The sequence below is a fragment of the Mesorhizobium sp. M0016 genome (genome assembly GCF_040324035.1).
GTDB lineage: Bacteria > Pseudomonadota > Alphaproteobacteria > Rhizobiales > Rhizobiaceae > Mesorhizobium.
In genome coordinates, this window is sequence record NZ_JAMYVM010000014.1 from 47,493 (window position 1) to 71,430 (window position 23,938).

Consider the following 23,938-nt stretch of genomic DNA (forward strand, 5'->3'; position numbering starts at 1 on the left):
TCGGCGTTATTGGTTGGCGAAGGTCCGCGTGACTATCAATCTCCCCCCTTGCGGGGGAGATGCCCGGCAGGGCAGAGGGGGGTGTCTCGCGCCACCCTTAATCGATCACTGCGCCGGCACCTTGTCGAGAAACCCGGTGACGCTCTTCAGGCGCCCATTTTCGATAACACCGATATCGGTGCCTTCGATAACCGACGGCACGCCTTCCGGCCCAAGATTCCACGAGAAGCGGATGCGGTCGCCAAACCCGTCCGGCTGGCCCCTCAGCGAGAACCGGAAGCCGGCGAAGCGCTGCTGTACGCCGTCGATCAGCCCAGCAACGCCGGCGTGGCCGTCGCCCTGCATGAGCGGATCGCGGTAGCTGACGTCTTCGGTGAAGGTGGCCTTGAGCAGTTCGGCACGGCGATCCGCATCGGCCTCGTTCCAGGCGGTGATGTAGTTCTGGGCGATCGTGTTGAGGTCGGTCATGGTCTGTCTCCTTCGTTGAGTGGCTTTGACACGAGGCTTTTCACCCCGAGCGAGAGCGAAACCAATTACGCCTGAGGTAATCAGGGTGAACTATTCGAGAGAGGACAGAAATCATGAGCAGCGGATTTTTCGGCGACATCAAAGCGATCAAGTATGAGGGGCCGGATTCGACCAATCCGCTGGCCTACCGCTTCTACAATCCCGACGAGGTGGTGGCCGGCAAACGGCTGGAAGACCATCTGCGCTTCGCCGTCGCCTACTGGCATTCTTTCGCCTGGCCGGGCGGCGATCCCTTTGGCGGCCAGACCTTCGACCGGCCCTGGTTTCCCAAGGCTGGCGGCGTCGACACGATGGAACTGGCCAAGCTGAAAGCCGACGTCGCCTTCGAGATGTTCTCGCTGCTCGGCGCGCCCTATTTCTGCTTCCACGACGCCGACGTGCGGCCGGAAGGCAAGGATTTCTCCGAAAGTGCCGCGCGGCTCGACGAGATCGCCGACTATTTTGCCGCCAAGATGAAGAAGACCGGCGTCAAACTGCTCTGGGGCACGGCCAACCTGTTCTCCAACCGCCGCTTCATGTCGGGCGCCGCCACCAATCCCGATCCGGATGTCTTCGCCTATGCGGCGGCGACGGTGAAAAGCTGCATCGACGTCACGAAGCGGCTGAAGGGCGAGAATTATGTACTGTGGGGCGGGCGCGAGGGCTATGAAACGCTGCTCAACACCGATCTTGCCCGCGAGCAGGAGCAGGCTGGGCGCTTCCTCAGTCTCGTCGTCGACTACAAGCACAAGATTGGCTTCAAAGGCACGATCCTGATCGAGCCGAAGCCGCAGGAGCCGACCAAGCATCAGTACGACTACGACGTTGCCACGGTCTACGGCTTCCTCAAGCGCTTCGGGCTGGAGAAGGAAGTGAAGCTGAACATCGAGCAGGGCCACGCGATTCTTGCCGGCCATTCCTTCGAGCACGAGCTGGCGCTGGCCAATGCGCTCGGCGTCTTCGGCTCGATCGACATGAACCGCAACGACTACCAGTCGGGCTGGGACACCGACCAGTTCCCCAACAATGTGCCCGAGATGGCGCTGGCCTATTACCAGGTGTTGCAGGCCGGCGGCTTCAAGACCGGCGGCACCAATTTCGACGCCAAGCTGCGCCGCCAGTCGCTCGACCCGCAGGACCTGCTGATCGGCCATATCGGCGGCATGGATTCCTGCGCACGAGGCCTCAAGGCAGCCGCCAAGATGGTCGAGGACAAGGCGCTGTCGGGTCCGCTGGCCGAGCGCTATGCCGGTTGGAACACGGCCGAGGGCAAGGCGATGCTGTCGGGCAAGCGCTCGCTGGAAGACATCGCCGAGCGCGTGGTGAAGAAGAAGATCGAGCCGCAGCCACGCTCCGGCCGCCAGGAGTTGCTGGAAAACATCGTCAACCGCTACGTCTGAGGGCGGAAAGCCGATTCGTTGTGCTCAAGGGTGGCTGGATAACATTCCGGCCGCCCCGGAATGGGGTTTGCGCAAGACCCTATCCGACGACAAGGGTTTGCCCTTTGGCGCCCCTCAATGACCTCGCTCTTGCCTTCAAACTGCCGTCACGTATCTCGTATAAGGATGCGGTTGTGGCGGGTGAAAAGGAAGGAGGCGAACCGATATGCAGCATGAACGCGAAATCGACGCCCTGCTCTCATCCGGCGAGACCGGATCGATCATCGACCGGCTGATGGCGCTGCCGCGGCCGACCGACAGCGTGAAAAACGAATGGGATCGTGCTGTCAGCAGCCGATTTGAAGTCCGTCTGGCGAGGCAGATGCGCTCGCAGATGGACGCCGGCAGCGATCGACAGAACGCAGCCTGATCTCCCTTTGTCTGTGCATGTCGTAATCCCAAAACCGCGACACACTTTTGGGCGACATGCATCAACCTCGGCGCAGCCTGACCGGGGCTTCGCCGAACGCTCTTGAAAACGCTCTGGAAAATGCCGCGGCGGACGAGAACCCCGTCCGCCCGGCAATATCCGCCATGGCGATCCGCGTGTCGACCACCAGCCGCCGCGCAGCGCCCAGCCGCAGCCTGAGATAATATGCGCCCGGCGTCTCGCCGATCGACTTGCGAAAAATGCTCTCCAATGTCCGCGCCGTCACCCCGGCGCGTTTTGCCACCGCGTCGATGGTCAGCGGCTGGTCGACATGCGATTCCATCAGCCGGATAGCCTGCGCCAGACGCGGGTCGTAGCCGTCGAGCCGGCCGAGCGAGACCAGCGGCTGCGCGTCGGTCGCGGCGCGCGCCTGGTCGTAGATGAAGACGCTGGCGACATCGAGCGCGACGGCCATGCCGAGCCGGCTGCGGATCAGATGCAGCATCAGGTCGAAGGTCGGCGACGCCCCGCCCGAGGTGAACACCGGTCCGTCGATGACGTAGCGGTCCGGACGCACGTCGACGCCGGGAAAGGCGGAGGAAAAATCCTCCATGTCTTCCCAGTGGGTGGTGGCGCTGCGGCCTTCGAGCAGGCCGGCGCGCGCCACCAGCCAGGTGCCGGCCTCGACGCCGCCGCAGGCGCGAGCCGCGCGGGCCGCTCGCCGTAATCCGGAAAGCAGAGCCGATGTCGCGTAATTCTGGGTGCCGAAGCCGGCGACGACGACAAGCACGTCGCTCGGCTCGGCCGCATCGAAGCGGCCCCTGACCGCCACCGGCAGGCCGCATGTGGTGACCGGCGCCTCGCCGGTGACCGAGACCAGTTTGAAATCGAACAGCGTCTCGCCTGAGATGCGGTTGGCGGCGCGCAGCGGGTCGACGGCCGACGCCACGCACATGATGGACGAGCCTGAAAACACCAGCAGCGTCACCTTGAGCGGCGATCGCTCAGCGCGAAAGATGGTCGGTTTTTCGCTTTTGATCATGAGAGCTTCGTAATTCGCAAAACAGTTTCCGGCAAGTCGGGCATTGTTGGGGTCTGTTTCTATGGGAGGAGATGACCATGCCGCTCGCGATGAACCGTGAGGTTTTCATTACCTGTGCCGTGACCGGGTCCGGCGGCTCGCAGGACCGCTCCCCGCATGTGCCACGCTCGCCCAAGCAGATCGCCGATTCTGCCATCGACGCGGCCAAGGCCGGTGCCGCCATCGTCCACTGCCATGTCCGCGACCCCGAGACCGGCAAGCCGCGCCGCGATGTCCATCTCTACCGCGAAGTGACGGACCGCATCCGCGCGGCAGAAGTCGATGTGATCCTGAACCTGACCGCCGGGATGGGCGGCGACATGGTGTTCGGCTCACCGGAAGCGCCGCTGCCGCTCAATGAAAAAGGCACCGACATGGGCGGCGCCACCAACCGCATGGAACATGTGCGCCGGTGCCTGCCGGAAATCTGCACGCTGGATTGCGGCACCATGAACTTCGCCGAGGCCGATTATGTCATGACCAACACGCCCGGCATGCTGCGCGCCATGGGCGGCATGATGACGGCGCTCGGCGTCAAGCCGGAGATCGAAGCTTTTGATACCGGCCACCTCTGGTTCGCCAAGCAGCTGGTCGAAGAAAAGGTCTTGAATCCCGACGCGCTGGTGCAGCTCTGCATGGGTGTGCCGTGGGGGGCGCCGGACGACCTCAACACCTTCATGGCCATGGTTAACAACGTGCCGTCGACCTGGAACTGGTCGGCCTTCGCCATCGGCCGCAACCAGATGGCCTATGCGGCCGCTGCAGTGCTCGCCGGCGGCAATGTCCGCGTCGGTCTCGAAGACAATCTCTGGCTCGACAAGGGCGTGCTGGCCACCAATGCGCAGCTGGTCGAGCGTGCCGCCAGCATCGTCACCAATCTCGGCGCCAGGATTTTGGGGCCGGAGGAAGTGCGCAGGAAGCTCAACCTGACCAAGCGGGCGCCGATCGCAGCGGCGGCTTAAGCGGAGGTTGACGATGGCTACCGTCAAATTCACCGCGATGAAGGATGGCGACAGGCAAGACTACGAGTTCCTGACCGCCCATGAGATCGACTATGCCGCCAAGACCGGCGAGCGGCTGCTCGACGCTTTGGTGCAGCTCGACGAAGGCCTGTCCGGCTACAAGGTCACCCGGCTCGGCCATTCGCTGCAGGCGACGACTCGTGCCTGGCGCGACGGCGCCGACACCGACTGGATCGCCTGCGCGCTGCTGCACGACATCGGCGACATCTACGCACCGTACAATCACGACGAATACGCCGCCTCGATCCTGAAACCTTTCGTGCGCGAGCAATGCACCTGGGTGGTGGAAAAGCACGGTGACTTCCAGCGCCTCTATTACGCCCACCATCTCGGCGGCGATCGCCATGCCCGCGACCGCTTCGCAGGCCATTTGTATTTCGACGATTGCGACCAGTTTTGCGAACGCTGGGACCAGTCGAGCTTCGACCCGGACTACGACACGCTGCCGATCGAATTCTTCCGGCCCTTCGTGCTCGAAGTCTTCGCCCGCAAGGCCTACGACCCCTCCGTGATCCGCGTTGGCGAGCGCGTGCCTCTCATCGACCCTCAAACCGCCAAGACAAGAACCGGAGCCTGACCATGAGCATCATCAACAAGGCAGCCGCCATTGGCGGCGGTGTCATTGGCGCCGGCTGGGTGGCGCGGCTGCTGCTCAACGGCATCGACGTGTCGATCTTCGATCCGGACCCGGAAGCGTCGCGCAAGGTCTCGGAAGTGATGAAGGGCGCGCGCCGCGCCTACAAGCAGATGGTTCCCGGCGGCCTGCCCAGGGAAGGCAGACTGACCTTTGCCAAGACCATCGCCGAGGCGGTGGCCGACGCCGATTTCATCCAGGAGAGCGTGCCGGAGCGGCTCGACCTCAAACACCGCGTACTGGCCGAGATCGATCTCTACGCGCCGGCCAACGCCATTGTCGGCTCGTCCACCTCGGGCATCAAGCCGACCGACATGCAGGTGGCGATGAAGAAGCATCCGGAGCGTCTGGTTGTCGGACATCCCTTCAACCCGGTCTATCTGCTGCCGCTGGTCGAGATCGTCGGCGGCGAACAGACCTTTCCAGAGGCGATCGAGGTCGCAAAGGAGATCTATGCATCGATCGGCATGAAGCCGGTGGTGATCCGCAAGGAGATCGAGGCCTTTGTCGGCGACCGCCTGCTCGAAGCGGCCTGGCGTGAGGCGCTGTGGCTGATCAAGGACGGCATCTGCACCGTCGAGGAACTCGACGACATCATGCGCTATGGCTTCGGCCTGCGCTGGGCGCAGATGGGCATGTTCCAGGTCTATCGCGTCGCCGGCGGCGAAGCCGGCATGCGCCACTTCATGGCGCAGTTCGGGCCGTGCCTGAAATGGCCGTGGACCAAGCTTATGGACGTGCCGGAGTTCAACGACGAGCTGGTCGATCTTATTGCCACCCAGTCGGACGACCAGGCGCACGGCCTGTCGATCCGCGAACTGGAAAAGATCCGCGACGACAATCTGGTCGCGATCATGGATGCTCTGTCGAAACAGAACAAAGGCAAGGGCTGGGGCGCCGGCGCCTTGCACAAGGACTATACCAAGCAGTTGGCCAAGCTGGCGGCGAAGAAGCCGGCCGCATCCAGGGCCGCAGAAAAGGCCAAGGCATCGAAGCCGGTGAAGAAGGCGGAAAAGCCGAAGAAAAAGAAGAAGGGCTGAGGACCATGGATTTCGGTCTTTCGGAGGAACAGAAGCTCATTGTCGAGACGACGCGCGCGTTCGTCGAGAATGAGCTTTACCCGCATGAACGCGAGGTCGAGCGCACCGGCGTGCTGCGCCGCGAGTTGATCGAGGAGATCAAGGTCAAGGCAATCGAAGCCGGGCTCTATGCGGCCAACATGCCGGCCGATGTCGGTGGCGCCGGCCTCGATACGGTGACTTGGCTGCTCTACGAGAAGGAACTCGGCCGCGCCAACTATGCGCTGCACTGGACCTGCGTCGCGCGCCCCTCCAACATCCTGCTCGCCGGCACGCCCGAGCAGCGCGAAAAGTACCTGTTCCCGTGCATCCGCGGCGAGAAGTGGGACTGCCTGGCGATGACCGAGCCCGGCGCCGGCTCCGACCTGCGAGGCATGAAGGCGACCGCGGTGCAGGACGGCGACGACTGGGTCCTTAACGGCACCAAGCATTTCATCTCCCATGCCGATCTCGCCGATTTCGCGATTTGTTTCATGGCTTCGGGCGAGGAAGAAACGCCGCGCGGCAAGCGCAAGAAGATCACCGCCTTCTTCGTCGACAAGGGCACCAGGGGGTTCACCGTGCGCGACGGCTACCGCAACGTCTCGCATCGCGGCTACACCAATGCCATCCTCGAATTCGACGATTGCCGCCTGCCGGGAGCCCAAGTTCTCGGCGAAGTGCACAAGGGTTTCGACGTCGCTAATTCCTGGCTCGGCGCCACGCGCCTGCAGGTCGGCGCCACCTGCCTCGGCCGCGCCGAGCGGGCGCTCGGTCATGCCATCGAATATTCGGCGCAGCGCCAGCAGTTCGGCCAGCAGATTGGCAAGTTCCAGGGCGTGTCGTTCAAGCTCGCCGACATGGCGATGGAATTGAAGGCGGCGGACCTGATGGTGTTCGAAGCCGGCTGGAAGTACGATCAGGGCACCGTCACCGATCAGGACATGGCCATGGCGAAGCTGAAGGCTACCGAAATGCTCGCCTTCGTTGCCGACGAAGCCGTCCAGATCCATGGTGGCATGGGGCTGATGGACGACCTGCCGTTGGAACGCATCTGGCGCGACGCCCGCGTCGAGCGCATCTGGGAAGGGACATCGGAAATCCAGCGCCACATCATTTCGCGGGCGCTGCTGCGCCCGTTCGGGGCATAACCCATGCACAAGCTTGAGCGTCTGTTGCGCCCAAAATCCATCGCGGTGTTCGGCGGGGCCCAGGCCGCCGCCGTCGTCGCCCAATCGATCAAGATGGGCTTTGTCGGCGAAATCTGGCCGGTGCATCCGAACAAGGACGAGGTCGCCGGCCGCAAGGCCTATCGCTCGGTCGCCGAATTGCCCGGGGCGCCCGACGCCGCCTTTGTCGGCGTAAACCGGCATCTCACCATCGAGGTGATCAAGGCGCTGGCCAAGCGTGGCGCCGGCGGCGCCGTCTGTTTTGCCGCGGGCTTTCTTGAGACCGAGGCCTATGACGATGACGGCGAGCGGCTGCAGGCCGAACTGGTGGCTGCCGCGGGCCAGATGCCGATCATCGGGCCGAACTGCTACGGCCTGATCAACTATGCCGATGGCGCGCTGCTATGGCCCGACCAGCATGGCGGCATCAGGCTGCCCGAAGGCGCCAAGGGCGTCGCCATCATCACCCAGTCCTCCAACATCGCCATCAACATGACGATGCAGAAGCGCGGCCTGCCGATCGCCTTCCTGATGACCGCCGGCAACCAGGCGCAGACCGGCCTCTCCGAAATGGCGCTCGGCCTGATCGAGGACGAGCGCGTCACCTCGCTCGGCCTGCACATCGAAGCCTTCGATTCGGTAGCCGGCTTCGAGAAGCTGGCGGCGCGGGCGCGCGAACTGAAGAAGCCGATCATCGCCATGAAGGTCGGTCGCTCCGAACAGGCGCGGCAGGCGACGGTCTCGCACACGGCATCGCTGGCTGGCTCGGACGCTGCCTCGGGCGCTTTCCTGCGGCGGCTCGGCATTGCCCGCGTCGATTCCATCCCCGCCTTCATCGAGGCGCTGAAGCTGCTGCATGTCACCGGGCCGCTGCCCGGCTATCGTCTGTCGTCGATGAGCTGCTCCGGCGGCGAAGCCTCTGTCATGGCCGACAGCGCCGAAGGCCGCTGGGTCAATTTCCCGGAGCTCACCAGGAAGCACCGCGCCCATGTCAAATCGACGCTCGGGCCGCTGGTCGCGGTCGCCAACCCGTTGGACTATCACACCTTCATCTGGAACAACGAGCCGGCGATGACCGCAACCTTCACCGCCATGGTGTCGGGTGGCTTCGACCTCAACATGCTGGTGCTCGATTTCCCGCGCCCCGACCGCTGCTCGGTCACCGACTGGTGGGCGACGCTGCGCGCCTTCGAATCGGCGCTGAAGACCAACAAGGCGCATGGTGCGATCGTCTCCTCGCTGCCGGAGAACCTGCCGGAGGAATACACCGCCGAACTGATGGCGCGCGGCATGGTGCCGTTGTTCGGCATCTCCGAGGCCATGGATGCCGCAGGTGCGGCAGCCTTCATCGGCTGGGCCTGGGCCGAGCCGCAGGCGCAGTCTATCGACACGTCGGCTGCAGGTGCGGCCGGAGGTGACCATGTCACCCCTGACGAGGCCGAAGCCAAGGCGCGGTTGATCAAGGCCGGCTTGCCTGTGCCGAAGGCAGAACGTGCCGCCAATGCTGTCGAGGCCGTCATCTCATCGATGGCGCTCGGCTTCCCGGTGGCGCTGAAGGCGCTCGGAGTCACCCACAAATCGGAAGTCGGCGCGGTCAGGCTGAACCTCAAGGACGCCGAATCCGTGAGCACGGCGGCGCATGATCTGCTGCCGCTCGGCACCGGCCTCTATGTCGAGCGCATGGTGCGCGACGGCGTTGCCGAACTGATCGTCGGCTTCACCCGCGACCCGATGTTCGGCGCCGTCATGACGCTGGGCACCGGAGGCGTGCTGGTCGAGCTGTTGCGCGACAGCGTCACGCTGATGCTGCCGGCGACGCGCGACGACATCGAGGCGGCCCTGCGTGGCCTTAAACTGTTTCCGCTGCTGGACGGCTATCGTGGCCGGCCCAAGGCCGATGTCGGGGCTGCCATCGACGCCATCGCGGGCATTGCCGGCTTCGTGCAGACGAATGCCGGAGAGATCGAGGAACTCGACATCAACCCGCTGATCGTCTGCGCCGAGGGCAAGGGCGCCTGGATCGCCGACGCGCTGCTGGTGCTGGGAGAGAAGAAGAATGTCTGACGTCATTTCCACCCGCCGCGAGGGCACCATCCTCGAGGTCACGCTCGACCGGCCCAAGGCCAACGCCATCGACCTCAAGACCTCGCGGCTGATGGGCGAGACCTTCAAGGCGTTCCGCGACGATCCCGGATTGCGCGTCGCCATCGTCAAGACCGCCGGCGACAAGTTCTTCTGCGCCGGCTGGGATTTGAAGGCAGCCGCAGGTGGCGACGCGGTCGACGGCGACTATGGCGTCGGCGGTTTTGCCGGCCTGCAGGAGCTGCGCGACATGAACAAGCCGATCATTGCCTGCGTCAACGGCATGGCGGTGGGCGGCGGCTTCGAGCTGGCGCTGTCCTGCGACCTCATTTTCGCCTCCGACCATTCCTCCTTCGCCCTGCCCGAAATCCGCGCCGGCACGCTGGCTGATGCCGCGACGATCAAACTGCCCAAGCGCATTCCCTACCATGTCGCCATGGACCTTCTGCTCACCGGCCGCTGGATGGATGTGGCGGAAGCGTATCGCTGGGGGCTGGTCAACGAAGTGCTGCCCAAGGACAAGCTCGAGGAGCGCGTCTGGGAGATCGCCCGGCTGCTCGCCGGCGGTCCGCCACTGGTGTTTGCCGCGATCAAGGAGACGGCGCGGGTGGCCGAGGCGCTGACCTTCCAGGACGCGATGAACCGCGTGACGCGCCGGCAATTGGCGACGGTCGATGCGCTTTATGGCTCGGAGGACAATATGGAAGGGTTCCGGGCTTTTGCGGAAAAGCGCGACCCGGTGTGGAAGGGGAAGTAGCCTCTTTACCCTCCCCTCGATGGGGAGGGTCGGACCGAAGGTCCGGGGTGGGGTGATGCGCCACCACCCCCCACCCGCCGCTTCGCGGCGACCTCCCCCATCAAGGGGGAGGTAAAGGAGCTGCATGACCGACTACAAAACCCTCATCGACGCCGAGACCTGGGCCTTCATCGAGAAGACCAACTCCTACTATCCTCCCGACACGATCGACTACACCATCGCCCAACAGCGTGCGATCTATGACAGGATGTGCCGCGAGTTTTTTGCCGGCTATCCCGATGGCGTGACGGCGGAAACGACAATCATTGCCGCCCACGACATCCCGATCCGCATCTATCGCTCTGCCTCACCCAACCGGGACGCGATGGTGCTTTACATCCATGGCGGCGGCTTCATCCTCGGTGGGCTGGACAGCCATGACGATGTCTGCGCCGAGCTGTGCGCCCGGACCGGCTTCGAAGTGGTCCCCATCGGCTACCGGCTGGCGCCAGAGCATCTGCACCCTGCCGCCTTCGACGATGCGCTGCATGCCTTCGAATGGGCGGCCTCGAACTACGACTGCCCTATTTTGCTCTGCGGCGACAGCGCCGGCGGCAATCTCTGCGCGGCTGTCGCCCACGCAACGCGCAGCCATGCCAAAAAGCCGATCGGCCAGGTGCTGATCTATCCCGGCCTCGGCGGCGACCGTTCGCAAGGCTCCTATTTGACGCATGCGGAAGCGCCGATGCTGACGGTGCGCGATCTCGACTTCTACAGGGATATCCGCACCGGCGGCGTCGATGGGACCGGCGACATCACTTTGTATCCAATGGCCGACGCAGATTTTACCGGCCTGCCACCGACAGTGCTGATCACCGCTGAGTGTGACCCACTGTCGTCGGACGGCGAGGCCTATCGCGACCGCGTCCTCGCTGCCGGCGGCCATGCCACCTGGTTCGAGGAGCCGGGACTGGTGCACGGCTATCTCCGGGCCAGGCACACGGTTGGGCGGGCCCGCGCCAGCTTCAACCGTATCGTCGAGGCGGTGTCGGTGCTGTGCAGAGGCGACTGGATCTGGTGAACGGCTCAGCCGCGGACAAAGGCGATCAGCGTCTCGGCCATGCGATCGGGGCGCACCTTGGTGGTGCCGGGCTCGAACTCGACCATGCGGTTGTAGAGAGCGGTGGCCGAGGCGTCGCGGGATCCGGAGGCGCGTGCGGGATCGAACGTATCGGGGCTAACCTCGGTGCAGTAGACCAAGGTCTTGGCTACGGATTGATGGACCGGCAACGCACATGGAAAAAGCGCCGCCAGCAAGAGAACGAAGTGCCTGCGTGTCATGATCCCCCCAGGGTTGGGAAGACGCTAGCAGAAGCCGGCACTGACGGTAAGTAAGCCGGCCGGTCTTTCGCGCGCCAAGACTGTTTTCCACCTTGAGTTGACACAAGGAATTAGCCGCGCCTCTGTGAAGTGGCGGACAGACCCGGCCGCCGTTTTGCATGAACCTTTCCGCTTCAGCCTGCGACTGACGACCAGGCGCCGCATGGTGCGGGCCGGAAAGGATGCCCCCATGACCAGGACCCCAGAGGCTCCACGGTCTCCGGGACCAACGCAAGCTCAGCGCGACCACCGCCTTCGGGATGGAGTCGATGCGCTGGGCTTTCGGCTGATTCCGTTGACCCTGCGCAGGAGCAGGCGTATCGTGAAGATGAGGAAAGCAGACAATTCGATCAGGGACGAACGTGCCGGAACGCCGCGCCTTGCCCTGTTTCGCGCGGCCGGACCGGATGTTCCTCCCGAAAACTTCGGGGGGAGTTTTATGTCCTGCGATCGCGGCGCGTCCATGTCGTCTCCAAGCGGCGGTTTGCGCCGTTCGCTCCATCTGGGCGGCGGTTTGCTTGCCCTGGCGCTGAGCGCCGCGCTCTGGTTGGGCACAGCCGCCCAAGCGCAGGAAACCCAGATCATCTATCCCGGCTCGATGGCGGTCACCGGATTTTCCGGCACCGTCATTCCCAATTTCGACTCTGCCGATTCCGAAAGGGGGGGGCTGCCGCCCGGCGTCGACCCGGTCGACGAAACCTTCATCGACACGACGCGCGCCACCTTGCGCGTCTTCGACGTTTCGGCGCTCGGCGGACCGGCTTCCGGCCAGCTCGTCTACACGCCGCCGCCTTTCGAGGTGACGGCCGAACAGATCGGCCAGGTATTCGCCATCACCTATGATGACGGTATGCGCGACGGCGTTCCCTCGGGCGTCCCCAATCTCTATGCCGGCGCGACCTCGCTGCACGGCATCCGTATCGTCACCCCGGACGAAGATGCCGACGGTCGGCCCGAGCGACAGCGCCGCGGCACCGCAGGCGCCGTCTTCATGGACGGCCAGTTCGGCACCGAAAGCGGTGGCGGTCCGGGCACGATCTGGAAGATCGACGGCATCACCGGCGCGGTCTCCAAATTCGCCGACATTGACACCAACAGCGGTTCCGGCATCGGCGACATCAGCTTCGACAGCAATCACCGCGAGTTCTTCGCCAGCGATCTCGACACCGGCCTCATCCACCGCCTCGACGCCAACGGCACGCTGATCGACACATTCGATCACGGCGTTGCCGGGCGGCCGGCGCATGGGCTGGCTCCCGTCGCCGATGACGGTGCGGTGATGGACATACAGGGTGCTGCCTTCGACTCGGAAGACCCCGACACATGGGGCTACACGCAGGACGAACGCCGCGTCTGGTCCGTCGCCTATCATGGCGGCCGGCTCTATTATTCGGTCGGCGAAAAGGCCGAGATCTGGTCGGTTGGCATTGCCCGCGATGGCAGCTTTGCCGGTGATCCGCGCTGGGAGCTGACGGTCAAGGCCGACAAGGACTACGCCGTCACCGACATCGCCTTCGACAACCAGGGTTTCATGTATCTGGCGCAGCTCGGCCCGGTCGAGAATCGCTACGATTACAGCCAGTTCGCCGATTCCGGCAAGGGCGAGGTCATCCGCTACTGGCGCGAAAACCCGGACGATCCGGCGACGGAATCGGTCTGGGTGGAAGAGCCGCAGGAATATGCGGTCGGCTTCCCGCAAGGCAACCGGCAGTCGGCCGGTGGGCTCGACCTGCAATATGGCTATGACGCCGACGGCAATCTCGACACCGGCGTGTGCACCGACACGCTGGTCAACACCGGCGACAAGCTGCGCGACAGCCCGACACTTGCCGACCAGCTCGCCGCCGGCGGGCCGCTTGGCGTGCACGGCGTGCAGATCACGCCGACGCCGTTGGTCAAGCCGGCCAACGTGCCGCCTTTCGGCTCGTGGTTCGTCGACTTCGACGGCTATTTCGAAGACCCAGAAGTGGAAGGCCATGTCGGCGACGTCGAGGTCTGGCACCCCTGCGAAGGCCGGGCCGGCTATTATGAAGAGATCCCCGGCGGTTATCTGCCGCCGTTCTATCCGCCGGACTTCCCACCGCCCGGCGATCTGCCTCCGTGCATCGATGTCGAGGATGTTCAGTTCTACTGCACGCCTCGCGGCCTCCAGGCCGACCTCTATCTCCATGACCATGCCGGCTTTGGCGGCGATTCGATCAAGGTCCAGCCTTCCAGTGAGACAAAGTCCAGGACACCAGGCGTCGGGGTGACATCACCCCAGTCGCATGCTCCCGGCAAGCCTTACACGGTCGACATCACCGGCCATTCTCCGGGCGACAGAGTCGATGTTGGACTTTGCTTCTACAGGCAGTCCGACAAGGACAAGGGTGGCTACTACCCTTGCTGCAAGATGACTTTGCCGCTCAGAACCCCAGCCGTCAGCTGCGAACGTTGAGGAGGGGAAGATGAAAAATCTCGCACTTTCCCCGACCGCGAACAGCAGTCAATCCACCGGCAAGCAGCCAACCGTCATGGAGACCATCATGAAACCCCCGTCATATGCCAGGCGCGGCGCGCGCTGGCTGATGGCGGCCGGTATCGCGGTCGCCATGTTCACCCCTGTGGCAAGCCACGCCGAAGATGCAGTCCCGATCACTCCGGAACTGCGGCTCGACCTCGACAATTCAAAAATCGTCAATCCGAGGCCGGAACGGATCGTGCCGTTCTTCACCAAAACAGGCACACAGAGGAGCTGCGACTACGTCGTCTACTCCCTGAGCTTTGGCCTGCGCGGCGACTCGCAAGGCTTTGCCGACCCAAGCTTTTCGGCCAGGCTGAAGAAACTCCAACTCGACTTCAAGGATCAGCTTCCGCACGGTCTTGCGATCGTCAACGTCAACGTGTCCGGCGACGGCACGGATGCGTCTGGCGGACCGCTGCCGGGTGCGACAATCAGCACCTCGGCTAATCCGAACGATACGGCAACGGTTTCCGATTTCCGGATTTCCACCACCGATCTCGACGGCGCTGGGGCTGGCAATGAACGCGTCATCAATTTCAAGATCACCGCCAAGATCGACCATGCGGCGTTTCCTTCGCCGACCATCGTCGACAACCAGGGCATGATCAAGGTGACGCCGGGCGTCGGCACGGGGGCCATCATCCCGTCGCAGGATCCGGGCAAGCCCGACGACGGCGACTACAAGACCGGGGCCAAGACCTCGATCAAGATCGACCTCACCAACTGTGACAAGCGGCCTCCGCCTCCCGACCGGGAATGTTTCAAGGTGGAGCGCGGCACGGTCGATTGCGTGCAAGGCGGCGGCGCGTTCATCTACCACATGCCTGTCGGCCCGGAGATGGGCGGAAAATGGGTGCAGGTATCGACGACGACCCCAGGCATCACCATCATCCCCGACACGCAATTGGTGCCGGCGGGCGGCGGTGTGCTGAACTGGAAGATCGTCGGTGCATCGCCCGGCGACGTCATCCACCTCATCGTCACCGGCATCGAGACCTATGCCGGCCCGAAGGAGGGTTGGGGACTATGCTGCACGCAGACCATCGACATCGTCATCCCGCGTGACTTGAGATGTCCCCCCAAGGACAAGGAACCGGACCTCAAGGTCGAGAAACGCGCCGACGTGACGCGTTGCACGATGGGGGGCGGCTGCGACTTCACCATCAAGGTCACCAATGTCGGCGACGGGCCGTATCACGGCAAGATCGTGCTCGACGAGGTGACGCTGCCGGCCGGCTCGACTCTGGATTCAGGGCCCAATCCGCCCTGGGTATGCATGCCCGGCGTGACCCCGATGACGTGCACCTATCCGGTGACCACGCTCAATCCGGGGGCCTCCATCAACCTCAAGCTCGGCTTCAAGCCGGCGGGTGGTTGGCAAGGCAGCGCGCTGCGCAACTGCGCCACCTATAATTACGGCGCCAGCGGCAAGCCGCTGTTCGGCAGCCAGCAGAACGATCGCGGCTGTGCCTCGATCCCGATCTGCCGGCGTGGCGACCGCGACCGCGATTGCCGGCCCCCGGTCGACAAGAAGGTCGACCTGATCCTGAAGAAGCGTGCCCGCATCCCGGTCTGCACACCCGACGGCATCTGCTACTTCGTGATCGACATCATCAACAATGGCAGCGTCCCCTATAATGGGCCGCTGACGGTTATCGACAATTACCCGGGCGGCGCGCCGGCCTCTTCGACCTTCGGCCCGTCTCCGCCCTGGACATGCGGACCGAACGGTCCCGGCCAGTTCCGCTGCGACAATGCAGGCATCGTGCTGATGCCGGGCGCCTCGACGCCGATCGTCGTCAGGGCGGTCATGCCGGCCGGCTACCAGTCGGATTCGGTCGAGAACTGCGCGGCGCTGAAGCCCGTCCCCGGTGAGGTCGACCTCACCAACAACAAGGCCTGCGCCAAGGAACGCTTCCGTCATCCCAATGGCGGCAAGCCGACCCTACGCATCACCAAGGTCTGCAATGGCTCGCTCGCCGGTGCGGCGGTGGTTTCCTGCCGCATCACCGTCATCAGCCTTGGCACCTCTGCCCCCACCGGTCCGGTGCGGGTCAACGATGCTGCCACGCTGATATCGGGTGGCGCGACGGTCCAGATCCAGACCGTCACACCCGACGGTGCGGAATGGGCCTGCGGAGCGGTTCCGGCCAATGCGCTGTCGTGCCAGATTCCCGGCGCCGTGATGACTCCCGGAACATCGAGGCACTTCGACGTGACGGTCTCGGCCAATGGCGCGTTCGAGAACTGCGCACGCGGCTCGTATGGCCCGGCCCCTGGAGACGATATCGTCTACCCTATCGGCCAGGCCTGCGCCAAGGGCGGCGGCACGTCCACCATCAGCGTCAAGAAGACCGGCGATGCCGAGTGCCAGCCCGGGCAACCCTGCTCGTTCGAGATCACCATCACCAATGATGGCCAGACCGCCTTCTCCGGTCCGGTCCGCATCGGCGATGCGATCGGGGTGGACGGGCTGGGGCGGCTGCAAGGCGTCGCGATCACCTCGATCGAGCCGCCCTTCGGCTGCTCGCCCGAACCGACGACCTTGCCGTTGACCTGCATTGCCAACCTGACGCTCGGCGCCGGGGAAAGCCATGTGCACAAGATCACCGTGGTCCTTCCCGACGCTCCCCTGGCCAATCTGCGGGGCAACGTCAGCGGCCAGAACTGCGTCGGGGTCTTGTCTCCCGACACCAGGGTGCAAGGCGGCGGCGACGTACTGCCCGGCGACCTGACCAATATTCAGGGCGATCGCGGCAAGGCCTATGCCTGCCATCCCTTCACCATCAAGCGCGAGGTGAAGAAGGAATGCTCGCCGGGGTTCGTCATGAACGATGCCGGTCGGTGCGTGTGTCCGGAAGGCACGACGTTCCGCAACGGCCAGTGCTCGCCCGACGGCGGCGTCATCATCCAGCCAAAGGATCCAAGGCCCTGCGTGCTGCTCAAGGGCCAGATCCGCACCGAGGATGGACGCTGTGTCTGCCCCCGCGGAACCGAGCTTGAGAACGGCGCTTGCATCAAGACCGACAAGCCTGGCTGCACCATCCCCGGTTCGGTCCCGACGTCGGACGGCAATGGCTGCTACTGCCCGGAAGGTACGCATCTCGACCGACAGGCAAATGCCTGCGTGCGCGACAAGCAGAAGCCCGAGGAGTGCGGCATACGCGGCCAGGTTCATGACGCCGATGGCGATTGTGTCTGCCCGCGTGGGACAGAGGTGCGCAATGGAGCCTGCCGGCCGATCCGGCCAAAGCCTGAACAATGCTCGATCCGTGGTCAGATCCAAAACGCCAATGGCGATTGCGTCTGCCCGGACGGCACAGAAGTCAGGGGCAAGGTCTGCCGGCCGATCCGGCCGAAGCCCGAGCAGTGCTCGATCCGCGGCCAGGTCCACGACGCCAACGGCAATTGTGTCTGCCCGCGGGGTACCGAGGTGCAAGGCAATGCCTGCCGGCAGAAGAAGCCTGTGCTGGAACAGTGCGACATACGCGGCCAGGTGCACAACAAGCGCGGCGAGTGTGTTTGCCCGCGCGGCACCCAGGTGATCGACGGCGCATGCCGCAAGCCGAGGCCGCAGGTGGGAGACTGCGCCCCGGGCTCGCAGATGGTCGGCGGCCAGTGCGTGCCGATCATCAAGCGGCGCTGCCCCGAAGGCACGGTTGGTCGGTTCCCGAACTGCAGGGCGATCCGGCAGCAGCCGTCGCTCGATCCGACCCTGTTGCTCAATCCAGGTGTCCTTCAGCAGTTCATACCGAAGCGCACGCCGCAGACGCAGGTACAGCCGCAAAGGGATCCGGCGGCCAACTTCAAGCCATAGGATCTGGATACGAGTCAAAATTCAGAACCCCGCCGGAGCGATCCGGCGGGGTTTTTCCTTGGGCGCGCTGCGGCGATCGGGCGGCCAGGTATTCGCCGAACCCGCTGCCGGGCGCAGCAAATACCGACTTTCCCTTTCCGGGATCATGGTCTAGAGCAGTTCATCGTTTGGTGGAAAAGCCGAACCGCTCTATCTCTTTGTTTTCACGCAATTCCGGACGGAAAGCCGTTCCCACTTTTCTTGGAATTGCTCTAGCAGTCGTCAAGGCCGCGCCCGCAAACAGGGCGCCCAAAGGGGCCGCATCATGAGCAGGAAGACCCTGATCGCGCCATCGGTGCTGGCGTCGAATTTCTCGAAGCTCGGCGACGAGGTCGAGGCGGTGACGGCGGCCGGCGCCGACTGGATCCATCTCGACGTGATGGACGGGCATTTCGTGCCCAACATCACCTTCGGCCCGCCGGTGATCAAGGCCATCCGCAACCGCACCAAGGCCTTTTTCGACTGCCATTTGATGATTGCGCCGGCCGATCCTTATCTGGCCGCCTTTGCCGATGCCGGCTGCGACGGCATGACCGTGCATGCCGAGGCCGGACCGCATCTCGACCGCTCGCTTCAGACCATCAAGGGTCTCGGCAAGAAGGCCGGCGTATCGCTCAATCCGGCGACGCCGGAAAGTGCGATCGAATATGTGCTCGACCGGCTCGACCTGATCCTGATCATGACCGTCAATCCGGGCTTTGGCGGCCAGGCCTTCATCCCGGCCATGGTCGACAAGGTCAAGCGGGTGAAAGCGCTGATCGGCAACCGGCCGATTCGCATCGAGGTCGACGGCGGCGTGTCGCCGGAAACCGCCCCCCTGGTCACATCAGCCGGCGCCGATGTGCTGGTGGCAGGCGCCGCCATCTTCAAGGGCGGCAGCGTCGAAGCCTACCGGGCCAATATAGAAGCCATCCGAACCGCGGCCGACCGGGCTGCCGGCTGACATCAGTTCCAGGGCAAGTTCCCGGCTGGTAGGTTCTCCTCGGCCTGATCTCCCTGCCTGATCCTTCGATCTCCCAAAAAGCCGTCAACGGGTGGCAGCCGCAAGGGCATCGCGGCAAGCGACAGGATCGCGGCATCCGGCACTAGTTTTGGCCCATAAATCTAGTGGATAACTGCCGAAGGGATCTGCATGCGGGGAGAGGTCAATCCGGCGGCATGACGCGCGTTAAGAAAAAATTATCCGTATTCGGGATCTCGAAGCTGTTTCTCGAGGGCACCTGCCATGCTGGCAGACAAACTTTCTTCAGAAGAACAAGTTTTTCACGATTTTAGTTACTTCCGGCGGATAAGATGCGGTCAACCTTCCTCTTTAAGTCGAATATCGTGATCTTTCGCTTGAGGGGCGGATGCCTTAGGAGTTACAGTAAATTTACAGGGGAAATCGTTTGCTTCGCGAACGGGCTAGCGGAGCATGGGAGAGCTACAGGAGTCGTATTGACCTACGGATCTGCCGATGTGAGCGAAGGCGCGGGACCCAAGAGCACACTCGCTAGTACGGTCTATCAACAGCTTCGCGACGATCTCCTGCGCGGCGTGTTTGAAAGTGAAAGCAAGCTTCGTGTCGAATGGGTGGTTTCCCGTTACGGCGCCGGCGCCTCACCGGTTCGCGAGGCCCTCAACCGACTTGCTTCGGAAGGCCTGCTCGGCCGCCACGACCAGCGCGGTTTCTTCATCATGCCGGTCAGTGCCCCAGAACTCGAGGAATTGACGCGCACCCGCTGCTGGCTGGAAGAGCGGGCGCTGCGTGAATCCATTGCCAACCGCACCGGCGAATGGGAAGAGCAGCTCGTGCTGGCCTTGCATCGCCTGGCGCGTGCCCCGCGCCGCTTGCCGGAGGATCCGTCCTCGAACAATCCGGAATGGGAAAAGCTGCACCGCGCCTTCCATCGGGCACTGATCGCAGGCTGCCGCTCGCATTGGCTGACCGGCTTTTGCGACCAGCTTTCGGATCAGGCCTCCCGTTACCGGCTGATCTCCCAGGACGGCAGCGAGCGCGACGAAATCAGTGAACATCGGCTGATTGCGGAGCGCACGGTGGATGGCGATGCGGACGGCGCCGTTGAAGCCCTCCTCAACCACTACCGTCTGACGGCAGCCATGTGCATGGAGCGCTTCAACGACAGCGGCGATCCACGCGTGAGCGCCACCAAGGCGCTGCGCAGCCGCAGATAGAAGCGCTTCCGGTCCGCTATCCAAAATCCGCCCGCTATCCAAAATCGCCCGCTATCCAAGTCCGCTTGCCTTCATCTGATCGGCGGCAAACCCGATTTCACGTTTTTGCCGGACGGAGGCGAAATCGTTTCCTTTGTTCCAAGGCCATGCGCTAGAGCCGGATGATTTCAGGCCGAATCGACCTGAAATCATCCGGCTAAATCAAAGGGTAGAGCATGTCCTCCGAAAACCGCTTCACACTTTTCGGCATCATGCTCTAGGGAAGGCGCATGACCAATCACCTGTTCGACGCGTTCCGCAGCCGGATTTCAGCCTCCGAGCGCATCCTGATGGCGACCGATGACGGACGCGCGATCGCCTATCGCGACATGCTGGCGCAATCGGCACAGCTGGCACATGCGCTGAGGCATTTCGGCGTCGAGCCTGGCGACCGCGTTGCCGTGCAGGTCGAAAAAAGCCCCGAATGCATTTTCCTTTACCTCGCCTGCCTGCGCGCCGGCGCGGTCTTCCTGCCGCTCAACACCGCCTACACGCTGGCCGAACTCGGCTATTTCTTCGGGGATGCCGAGCCGCGGCTGGTCGTCTGCGACCCGGCCCGCGCCGGCGCTATCGCGCCGTTGGCGCAGGCGTCGGGTGCTGCCACCGTCACGCTTGGCAGCAATGGTGAGGGCTCGCTGACCGCACTGGCGGCACAACAGCCCACGGATTTCGACGCCGTGGCGCGCGGGCCGGACGATCTGGCCGCAATCCTTTACACATCCGGCACCACCGGACGCTCCAAGGGCGCCATGCTCAGCCATGAAAACCTGGCCTCCAATGCGCGCGTGCTGGTCGAGCAATGGCGTTTCACCGGGGATGACGTGCTGATCCACGCGTTGCCGATCTTCCATACGCACGGCTTGTTCGTCGCCACCAACGTCACCCTGATGGCCGGCGCCTCGATGCTGTTCGAGCGGAAATTCGACGCCGGCCGCATCGTCTCGCTCTTGCCCCGCGCGACAGTGATGATGGGGGTGCCGACCTTCTATACCAGGCTCCTGCAGCAGGACGGGCTGGATGCCCAGGCGGCGAAGAACATCCGCCTGTTCGTTTCCGGCTCGGCGCCGCTGCTCGCCGAAACGCACAAGGCCTGGCGCGAGCGCACCGGCCACGCCATTCTCGAGCGCTACGGCATGACCGAGACCAACATGAACACGTCGAACCCCTATGAGGGCGAGCGTCGGGCCGGCACGGTCGGCTTCCCGCTGCCCGGCGTTTCGCTGCGCATCGCCGACCCTGACAGCGGCGATGCGCTTGGCCAGGGTGAAGTCGGCATGATCGAGGTCAAAGGTCCGAATGTCTTTTCCGGCTATTGGCGCATGCCGGAAAAAACCAAGGCGGAGTTTCGCAAGGACGGCTTCTTCATCACCGGCGACCTCGGCATCATCGACGCGGACGGCTACGTCCACATCGTCGGCCGCGGCAAGGATCTCATTATCTCCGGCGGCTACAACATCTATCCCAAAGAGATCGAGAGCGAGATCGACGCCGTTGCCGGCGTCTTGGAAAGTGCCGTCATCGGAATTGCCCATCCCGATTTCGGCGAAGGCGTCACCGCTGTCGTGGTGCGGGCGCCGGCATCGCAGATCACCGGGGCCGAGATCGTTGGCGCCATTGCCGGCCAGCTGGCCAAATACAAGCACCCGAAGCAGGTGATCTTCGTCGATGAGCTGCCGCGCAACACGATGGGCAAGGTGCAGAAGAACCTGCTGCGCGAGACCTACAAGGGTCTCTACGGCTAATCCATAGCCGGCTAATGTCTTTGCCCAAGCGCTTCGCCTGGACATCTGTTCGCGGTTCGGCAGTGGCGCCTTTTACCTGCGCGGCTTTTTCACCCGAGTGCTGGAACCCCACAAAGCGCGGTTCAGCAGGCTGCGTTTGCGCTTGCGCGGGATGAGGTCGACGTCGCTGACGAGCTTGGCGCCGCCCTCGCGCCGCTCCAGGGTGATCTTGCGGCTGTGGAAGGCTTCGAGCTCCGCACGATGCGCCACGCTGATGATGGTGACGTCAGGCAGTTCGCGGATCACCGTCAACATCATCGTGTCCTGGCTCTTCTCGTCGAGCGCCGAAGTCGCTTCATCCAGCACCACGATATCGGGGCGATGCAGCAGCAGGCGCGCGAAGGCGAGGCGTTGCTTTTCGCCGCCCGACAGCGTCTGGTCCCATGGCGCCTCTTCCTTGATCCTGCCGGTGAGATAGCCAAGCCCCACCTTGTCGAGGGCAGCCTTGATTTGCTTGATGGTCCACTTGTCCGCCGCCGCGGGATAGGCGACCGCGCGGCGAAGCGTTCCGGAAGGGATGTAGGGGCGTTGCGGCAGCATGAACAGGCGCCTGTCGGTGTGGAAATTGACGCTGCCGCCGCCCCATGGCCACAGGCCCGCGACGGCCCGCACCAGCGTCGACTTGCCTGAACCGGATTCGCCTGAAACCAGCACCCGCTCGCCCGGCTCGATCACGACCTCGGTTTCCTTGACCACGGAGGTGCCGTCGTCGAGTGTCACGGAAAGATTGTCGAGGCTGAGGATGGCGCCGTCTTCGGCTTCGCCTCGGTTGATGCGTCCGAGCGCATCGCTCTGCTCGGCGCGCTCGAGCCCGTCTAGCGACATCATCAGCGAGGCAATGCGCCGCGCGGAGGCGTTCCAGTCGGCGAGGCGCGGATAGTTGTCGACCAGCCAGCCGAACGCGCCTTGCACGATGCCAAAGGCAGACGCCGCCTGCATCACCTCGCCAAGCGTCATCGAGCCTTCGAGGAATTTTGGCGCGCACAAAAGGATCGGCACGACCGGCGCAAACAGGCTCGATCCCTGCGACACCGCCGCCGTGCGCATGTGCTGTCCGGTCAGCAGAGCCCATTGCCTCAGCACGTGGCCGAAATTTCTGTCGATGCCGCTGCGCTCCTCGTCCTCGCCTCCCAGCAAGGCGATGCTCTCGCCGTTTTCGCGCACGCGCGTCAGCGTGTAACGCAGTTCGGCCTCCGCCTGGTTCTTCCGCTCGGAGAGCTGGACGAAATCGCGGCCGATGACCACCATCGAGGTCGAGGTGATGGCGGCATAGATGATCGCGGTGATGACCAGAAAGCCGGGAATGGTGATGCTCTCGCCGCCGATCGGCAGGGTGAGCGCGCCGCCGATGGTCCACAGCACGACGATAAAGGTCGAGGCCGACAGGAACGCGTTGAGGACGCCGGCGGTGAAATCGACCGGCGACTCGGTGGCGATGCGCAGGTCCTCGGTCATGCGGGCCTCGGGGTTCTGGTGGTCGCCGCCCACGAGGTTCAGCTGGTAGTAGCGGCCGTTTGCCAGCCAGCGCGCGACCACCCCGGTGGTCAGCCAGGAACGCCAGCGGCGCTGGATCGTCATGCGCAGGTAGACCTGCGCGACGACAAGGCTGCCGCTGCAGATCACCAGCGGCACGAATACGGCGCTGAGGAGATAGACCGTGCGGGCGTTGCGCTGCTCGAGGGCATCGAACATCGAGCGGTTCCAGACATTGATGCCATACTGGAAACCGATGTTGATGCAGATCAGCAGCAGCACTCCGATCGTCAAAGGCCAGGCGAGCTTGTCGCCATGCCTCCCCCAATAGCCGCGCCCGCTGATCCAGAAACGCCGCAGCAGATATTTCTTGCGCGCCTGCTCGGCCTGCTCAGGCGTCAGCTTGGGATCGGGTTCGACGGCATCCGGCGGCGGCGCAGCCTCGCCAACGGGCTCGGAGGCGGCTTCCACTGTCGATGCTTTTTTCTCGCGCGGCGTGTCCTCGCGCGGTCCATCTCCGCGCGTTTGCCGTGACGGCTTTTCCCGGCGCGACTTCGTGGCATCGCGCGCTCCGACACCGTCGGTCGGTTCCGATTTGGGTTTTGCCTCGGACATATGCCCCGACAACGACCT

The 23,938-nt window shown here is 63.9% G+C and carries 18 protein-coding genes; 14 read left to right on the top strand and 4 right to left on the bottom strand.

Annotation, left to right across the window (positions count from 1 at the left end):
• Positions 1–105 precede the first annotated feature (105 nt).
• Positions 106–468, bottom strand: coding sequence for a nuclear transport factor 2 family protein (locus NKJ88_RS20200; RefSeq protein ID WP_023806199.1), 363 nt, complete (start codon positions 466–468; stop codon positions 106–108).
• 113 nt (positions 469–581) lie between these two features.
• Between NKJ88_RS20200 and xylA the strand changes: the two genes are divergently transcribed.
• On the top strand, positions 582–1,907 hold the full coding sequence (xylA, locus tag NKJ88_RS20205) for a xylose isomerase (RefSeq protein ID WP_023684279.1): 1,326 nt from the start codon (positions 582–584) through the stop codon (positions 1,905–1,907).
• A 205-nt stretch (positions 1,908–2,112) separates the two neighbouring features.
• Positions 2,113–2,316, top strand: a complete 204-nt coding sequence (locus tag NKJ88_RS20210) for a hypothetical protein (RefSeq protein ID WP_023668865.1) — start codon at positions 2,113–2,115, stop codon at positions 2,314–2,316.
• Positions 2,317–2,377: 61 nt separating this feature from the next.
• Here NKJ88_RS20210 and NKJ88_RS20215 read toward each other — a convergent pair whose 3' ends face one another.
• Entirely contained in the window at positions 2,378–3,358 is a 981-nt protein-coding gene (locus NKJ88_RS20215; protein WP_352445165.1) for a GlxA family transcriptional regulator, read from the bottom strand.
• A 77-nt stretch (positions 3,359–3,435) separates the two neighbouring features.
• On the opposite strand from NKJ88_RS20215, the gene bcoG reads away from it, so the two are divergent.
• The 7 genes from bcoG to NKJ88_RS20250 all read left to right on the top strand — a co-directional run bounded on the left by bcoG (position 3,436) and on the right by NKJ88_RS20250 (position 11,179).
• Positions 3,436–4,359 carry a 3-dehydrocarnitine:acetyl-CoA trimethylamine transferase BcoG gene (gene bcoG, locus NKJ88_RS20220; protein ID WP_352445167.1) on the top strand — a complete coding sequence of 308 codons (924 nt, stop codon included), beginning with the start codon at positions 3,436–3,438 and terminating at the stop codon, positions 4,357–4,359.
• A gap of 13 nt (positions 4,360–4,372) precedes the next feature.
• Positions 4,373–4,996 (top strand): HD domain-containing protein, encoded by a 624-nt coding sequence (locus tag NKJ88_RS20225; RefSeq protein ID WP_352445169.1) that lies wholly within the window; start codon positions 4,373–4,375, stop codon positions 4,994–4,996.
• 2 nt (positions 4,997–4,998) lie between these two features.
• Positions 4,999–6,093 (top strand): carnitine 3-dehydrogenase, encoded by a 1,095-nt coding sequence (locus NKJ88_RS20230; protein WP_023732588.1) that lies wholly within the window; start codon positions 4,999–5,001, stop codon positions 6,091–6,093.
• Positions 6,094–6,098: 5 nt separating this feature from the next.
• On the top strand, positions 6,099–7,262 hold the full coding sequence (locus NKJ88_RS20235) for an acyl-CoA dehydrogenase family protein (RefSeq protein ID WP_352445171.1): 1,164 nt from the start codon (positions 6,099–6,101) through the stop codon (positions 7,260–7,262).
• A gap of 3 nt (positions 7,263–7,265) precedes the next feature.
• Complete coding sequence (locus tag NKJ88_RS20240) at positions 7,266–9,344, top strand: acetate--CoA ligase family protein (protein WP_023752428.1); 2,079 nt, start codon at positions 7,266–7,268, stop codon at positions 9,342–9,344.
• Positions 9,337–10,119: a carnitinyl-CoA dehydratase gene (locus NKJ88_RS20245; RefSeq protein WP_023729676.1), complete on the top strand. Its 783-nt coding sequence runs from the start codon at positions 9,337–9,339 to the stop codon at positions 10,117–10,119. Before NKJ88_RS20240 ends, NKJ88_RS20245 begins: the two co-directional genes overlap by 8 nt.
• Positions 10,120–10,243: 124 nt before the next feature.
• Positions 10,244–11,179 (top strand): alpha/beta hydrolase, encoded by a 936-nt coding sequence (locus tag NKJ88_RS20250; RefSeq protein WP_352445173.1) that lies wholly within the window; start codon positions 10,244–10,246, stop codon positions 11,177–11,179.
• 5 nt (positions 11,180–11,184) lie between these two features.
• Here the strand turns inward: NKJ88_RS20250 and NKJ88_RS20255 are convergent, their stop codons facing one another.
• Positions 11,185–11,439, bottom strand: a complete 255-nt coding sequence (locus NKJ88_RS20255; protein ID WP_023694242.1) for a hypothetical protein — start codon at positions 11,437–11,439, stop codon at positions 11,185–11,187.
• Between the two features lie 202 nt (positions 11,440–11,641).
• Between NKJ88_RS20255 and NKJ88_RS20260 the strand changes: the two genes are divergently transcribed.
• The 5 genes from NKJ88_RS20260 to NKJ88_RS20280 all read left to right on the top strand — a co-directional run bounded on the left by NKJ88_RS20260 (position 11,642) and on the right by NKJ88_RS20280 (position 21,793).
• Positions 11,642–13,915, top strand: coding sequence for an NHL repeat-containing protein (locus NKJ88_RS20260; protein ID WP_352445175.1), 2,274 nt, complete (start codon positions 11,642–11,644; stop codon positions 13,913–13,915).
• Positions 13,916–13,925: 10 nt separating this feature from the next.
• Positions 13,926–17,798 (top strand): DUF7929 domain-containing protein, encoded by a 3,873-nt coding sequence (locus NKJ88_RS20265; RefSeq protein ID WP_352445176.1) that lies wholly within the window; start codon positions 13,926–13,928, stop codon positions 17,796–17,798.
• A 304-nt stretch (positions 17,799–18,102) separates the two neighbouring features.
• Entirely contained in the window at positions 18,103–18,780 is a 678-nt protein-coding gene (gene rpe / locus NKJ88_RS20270) for a ribulose-phosphate 3-epimerase (RefSeq protein WP_023823849.1), read from the top strand.
• Positions 18,781–19,274: 494 nt separating this feature from the next.
• Positions 19,275–20,012, top strand: a complete 738-nt coding sequence (locus tag NKJ88_RS20275; RefSeq protein ID WP_023694237.1) for a GntR family transcriptional regulator — start codon at positions 19,275–19,277, stop codon at positions 20,010–20,012.
• Positions 20,013–20,281: 269 nt separating this feature from the next.
• Positions 20,282–21,793 carry a malonate--CoA ligase gene (locus tag NKJ88_RS20280; protein WP_031195257.1) on the top strand — a complete coding sequence of 504 codons (1,512 nt, stop codon included), beginning with the start codon at positions 20,282–20,284 and terminating at the stop codon, positions 21,791–21,793.
• Between the two features lie 72 nt (positions 21,794–21,865).
• Here the strand turns inward: NKJ88_RS20280 and NKJ88_RS20285 are convergent, their stop codons facing one another.
• On the bottom strand, positions 21,866–23,920 hold the full coding sequence (locus NKJ88_RS20285; RefSeq protein WP_027049251.1) for an ABC transporter ATP-binding protein/permease: 2,055 nt from the start codon (positions 23,918–23,920) through the stop codon (positions 21,866–21,868).
• Between the last annotated feature and the right edge of the window lie 18 nt (positions 23,921–23,938).

Bases quoted from the DNA above. Each gene is read 5' to 3' on its own strand.
- NKJ88_RS20240 (WP_023752428.1), top strand. From the start codon at position 7,266: ATGCACAAGCTTGAGCGTCTGTTGCGCCCAAAATCCATCGCGGTGTTC.
- NKJ88_RS20215 (WP_352445165.1), bottom strand. From the start codon at position 3,358: ATGATCAAAAGCGAAAAACCGACCATCTTTCGCGCTGAGCGATCGCCG.
- NKJ88_RS20245 (WP_023729676.1), top strand. From the start codon at position 9,337: ATGTCTGACGTCATTTCCACCCGCCGCGAGGGCACCATCCTCGAGGTC.
- NKJ88_RS20230 (WP_023732588.1), top strand. From the start codon at position 4,999: ATGAGCATCATCAACAAGGCAGCCGCCATTGGCGGCGGTGTCATTGGC.
- xylA (WP_023684279.1), top strand. From the start codon at position 582: ATGAGCAGCGGATTTTTCGGCGACATCAAAGCGATCAAGTATGAGGGG.
- NKJ88_RS20200 (WP_023806199.1), bottom strand. From the start codon at position 468: ATGACCGACCTCAACACGATCGCCCAGAACTACATCACCGCCTGGAAC.
- NKJ88_RS20210 (WP_023668865.1), top strand. From the start codon at position 2,113: ATGCAGCATGAACGCGAAATCGACGCCCTGCTCTCATCCGGCGAGACC.
- NKJ88_RS20250 (WP_352445173.1), top strand. From the start codon at position 10,244: ATGACCGACTACAAAACCCTCATCGACGCCGAGACCTGGGCCTTCATC.
- NKJ88_RS20280 (WP_031195257.1), top strand. From the start codon at position 20,282: ATGACCAATCACCTGTTCGACGCGTTCCGCAGCCGGATTTCAGCCTCC.
- bcoG (WP_352445167.1), top strand. From the start codon at position 3,436: ATGCCGCTCGCGATGAACCGTGAGGTTTTCATTACCTGTGCCGTGACC.
- rpe (WP_023823849.1), top strand. From the start codon at position 18,103: ATGAGCAGGAAGACCCTGATCGCGCCATCGGTGCTGGCGTCGAATTTC.
- NKJ88_RS20225 (WP_352445169.1), top strand. From the start codon at position 4,373: ATGGCTACCGTCAAATTCACCGCGATGAAGGATGGCGACAGGCAAGAC.
- NKJ88_RS20265 (WP_352445176.1), top strand. From the start codon at position 13,926: ATGAAAAATCTCGCACTTTCCCCGACCGCGAACAGCAGTCAATCCACC.
- NKJ88_RS20235 (WP_352445171.1), top strand. From the start codon at position 6,099: ATGGATTTCGGTCTTTCGGAGGAACAGAAGCTCATTGTCGAGACGACG.
- NKJ88_RS20285 (WP_027049251.1), bottom strand. From the start codon at position 23,920: ATGTCCGAGGCAAAACCCAAATCGGAACCGACCGACGGTGTCGGAGCG.
- NKJ88_RS20255 (WP_023694242.1), bottom strand. From the start codon at position 11,439: ATGACACGCAGGCACTTCGTTCTCTTGCTGGCGGCGCTTTTTCCATGT.
- NKJ88_RS20260 (WP_352445175.1), top strand. From the start codon at position 11,642: ATGGTGCGGGCCGGAAAGGATGCCCCCATGACCAGGACCCCAGAGGCT.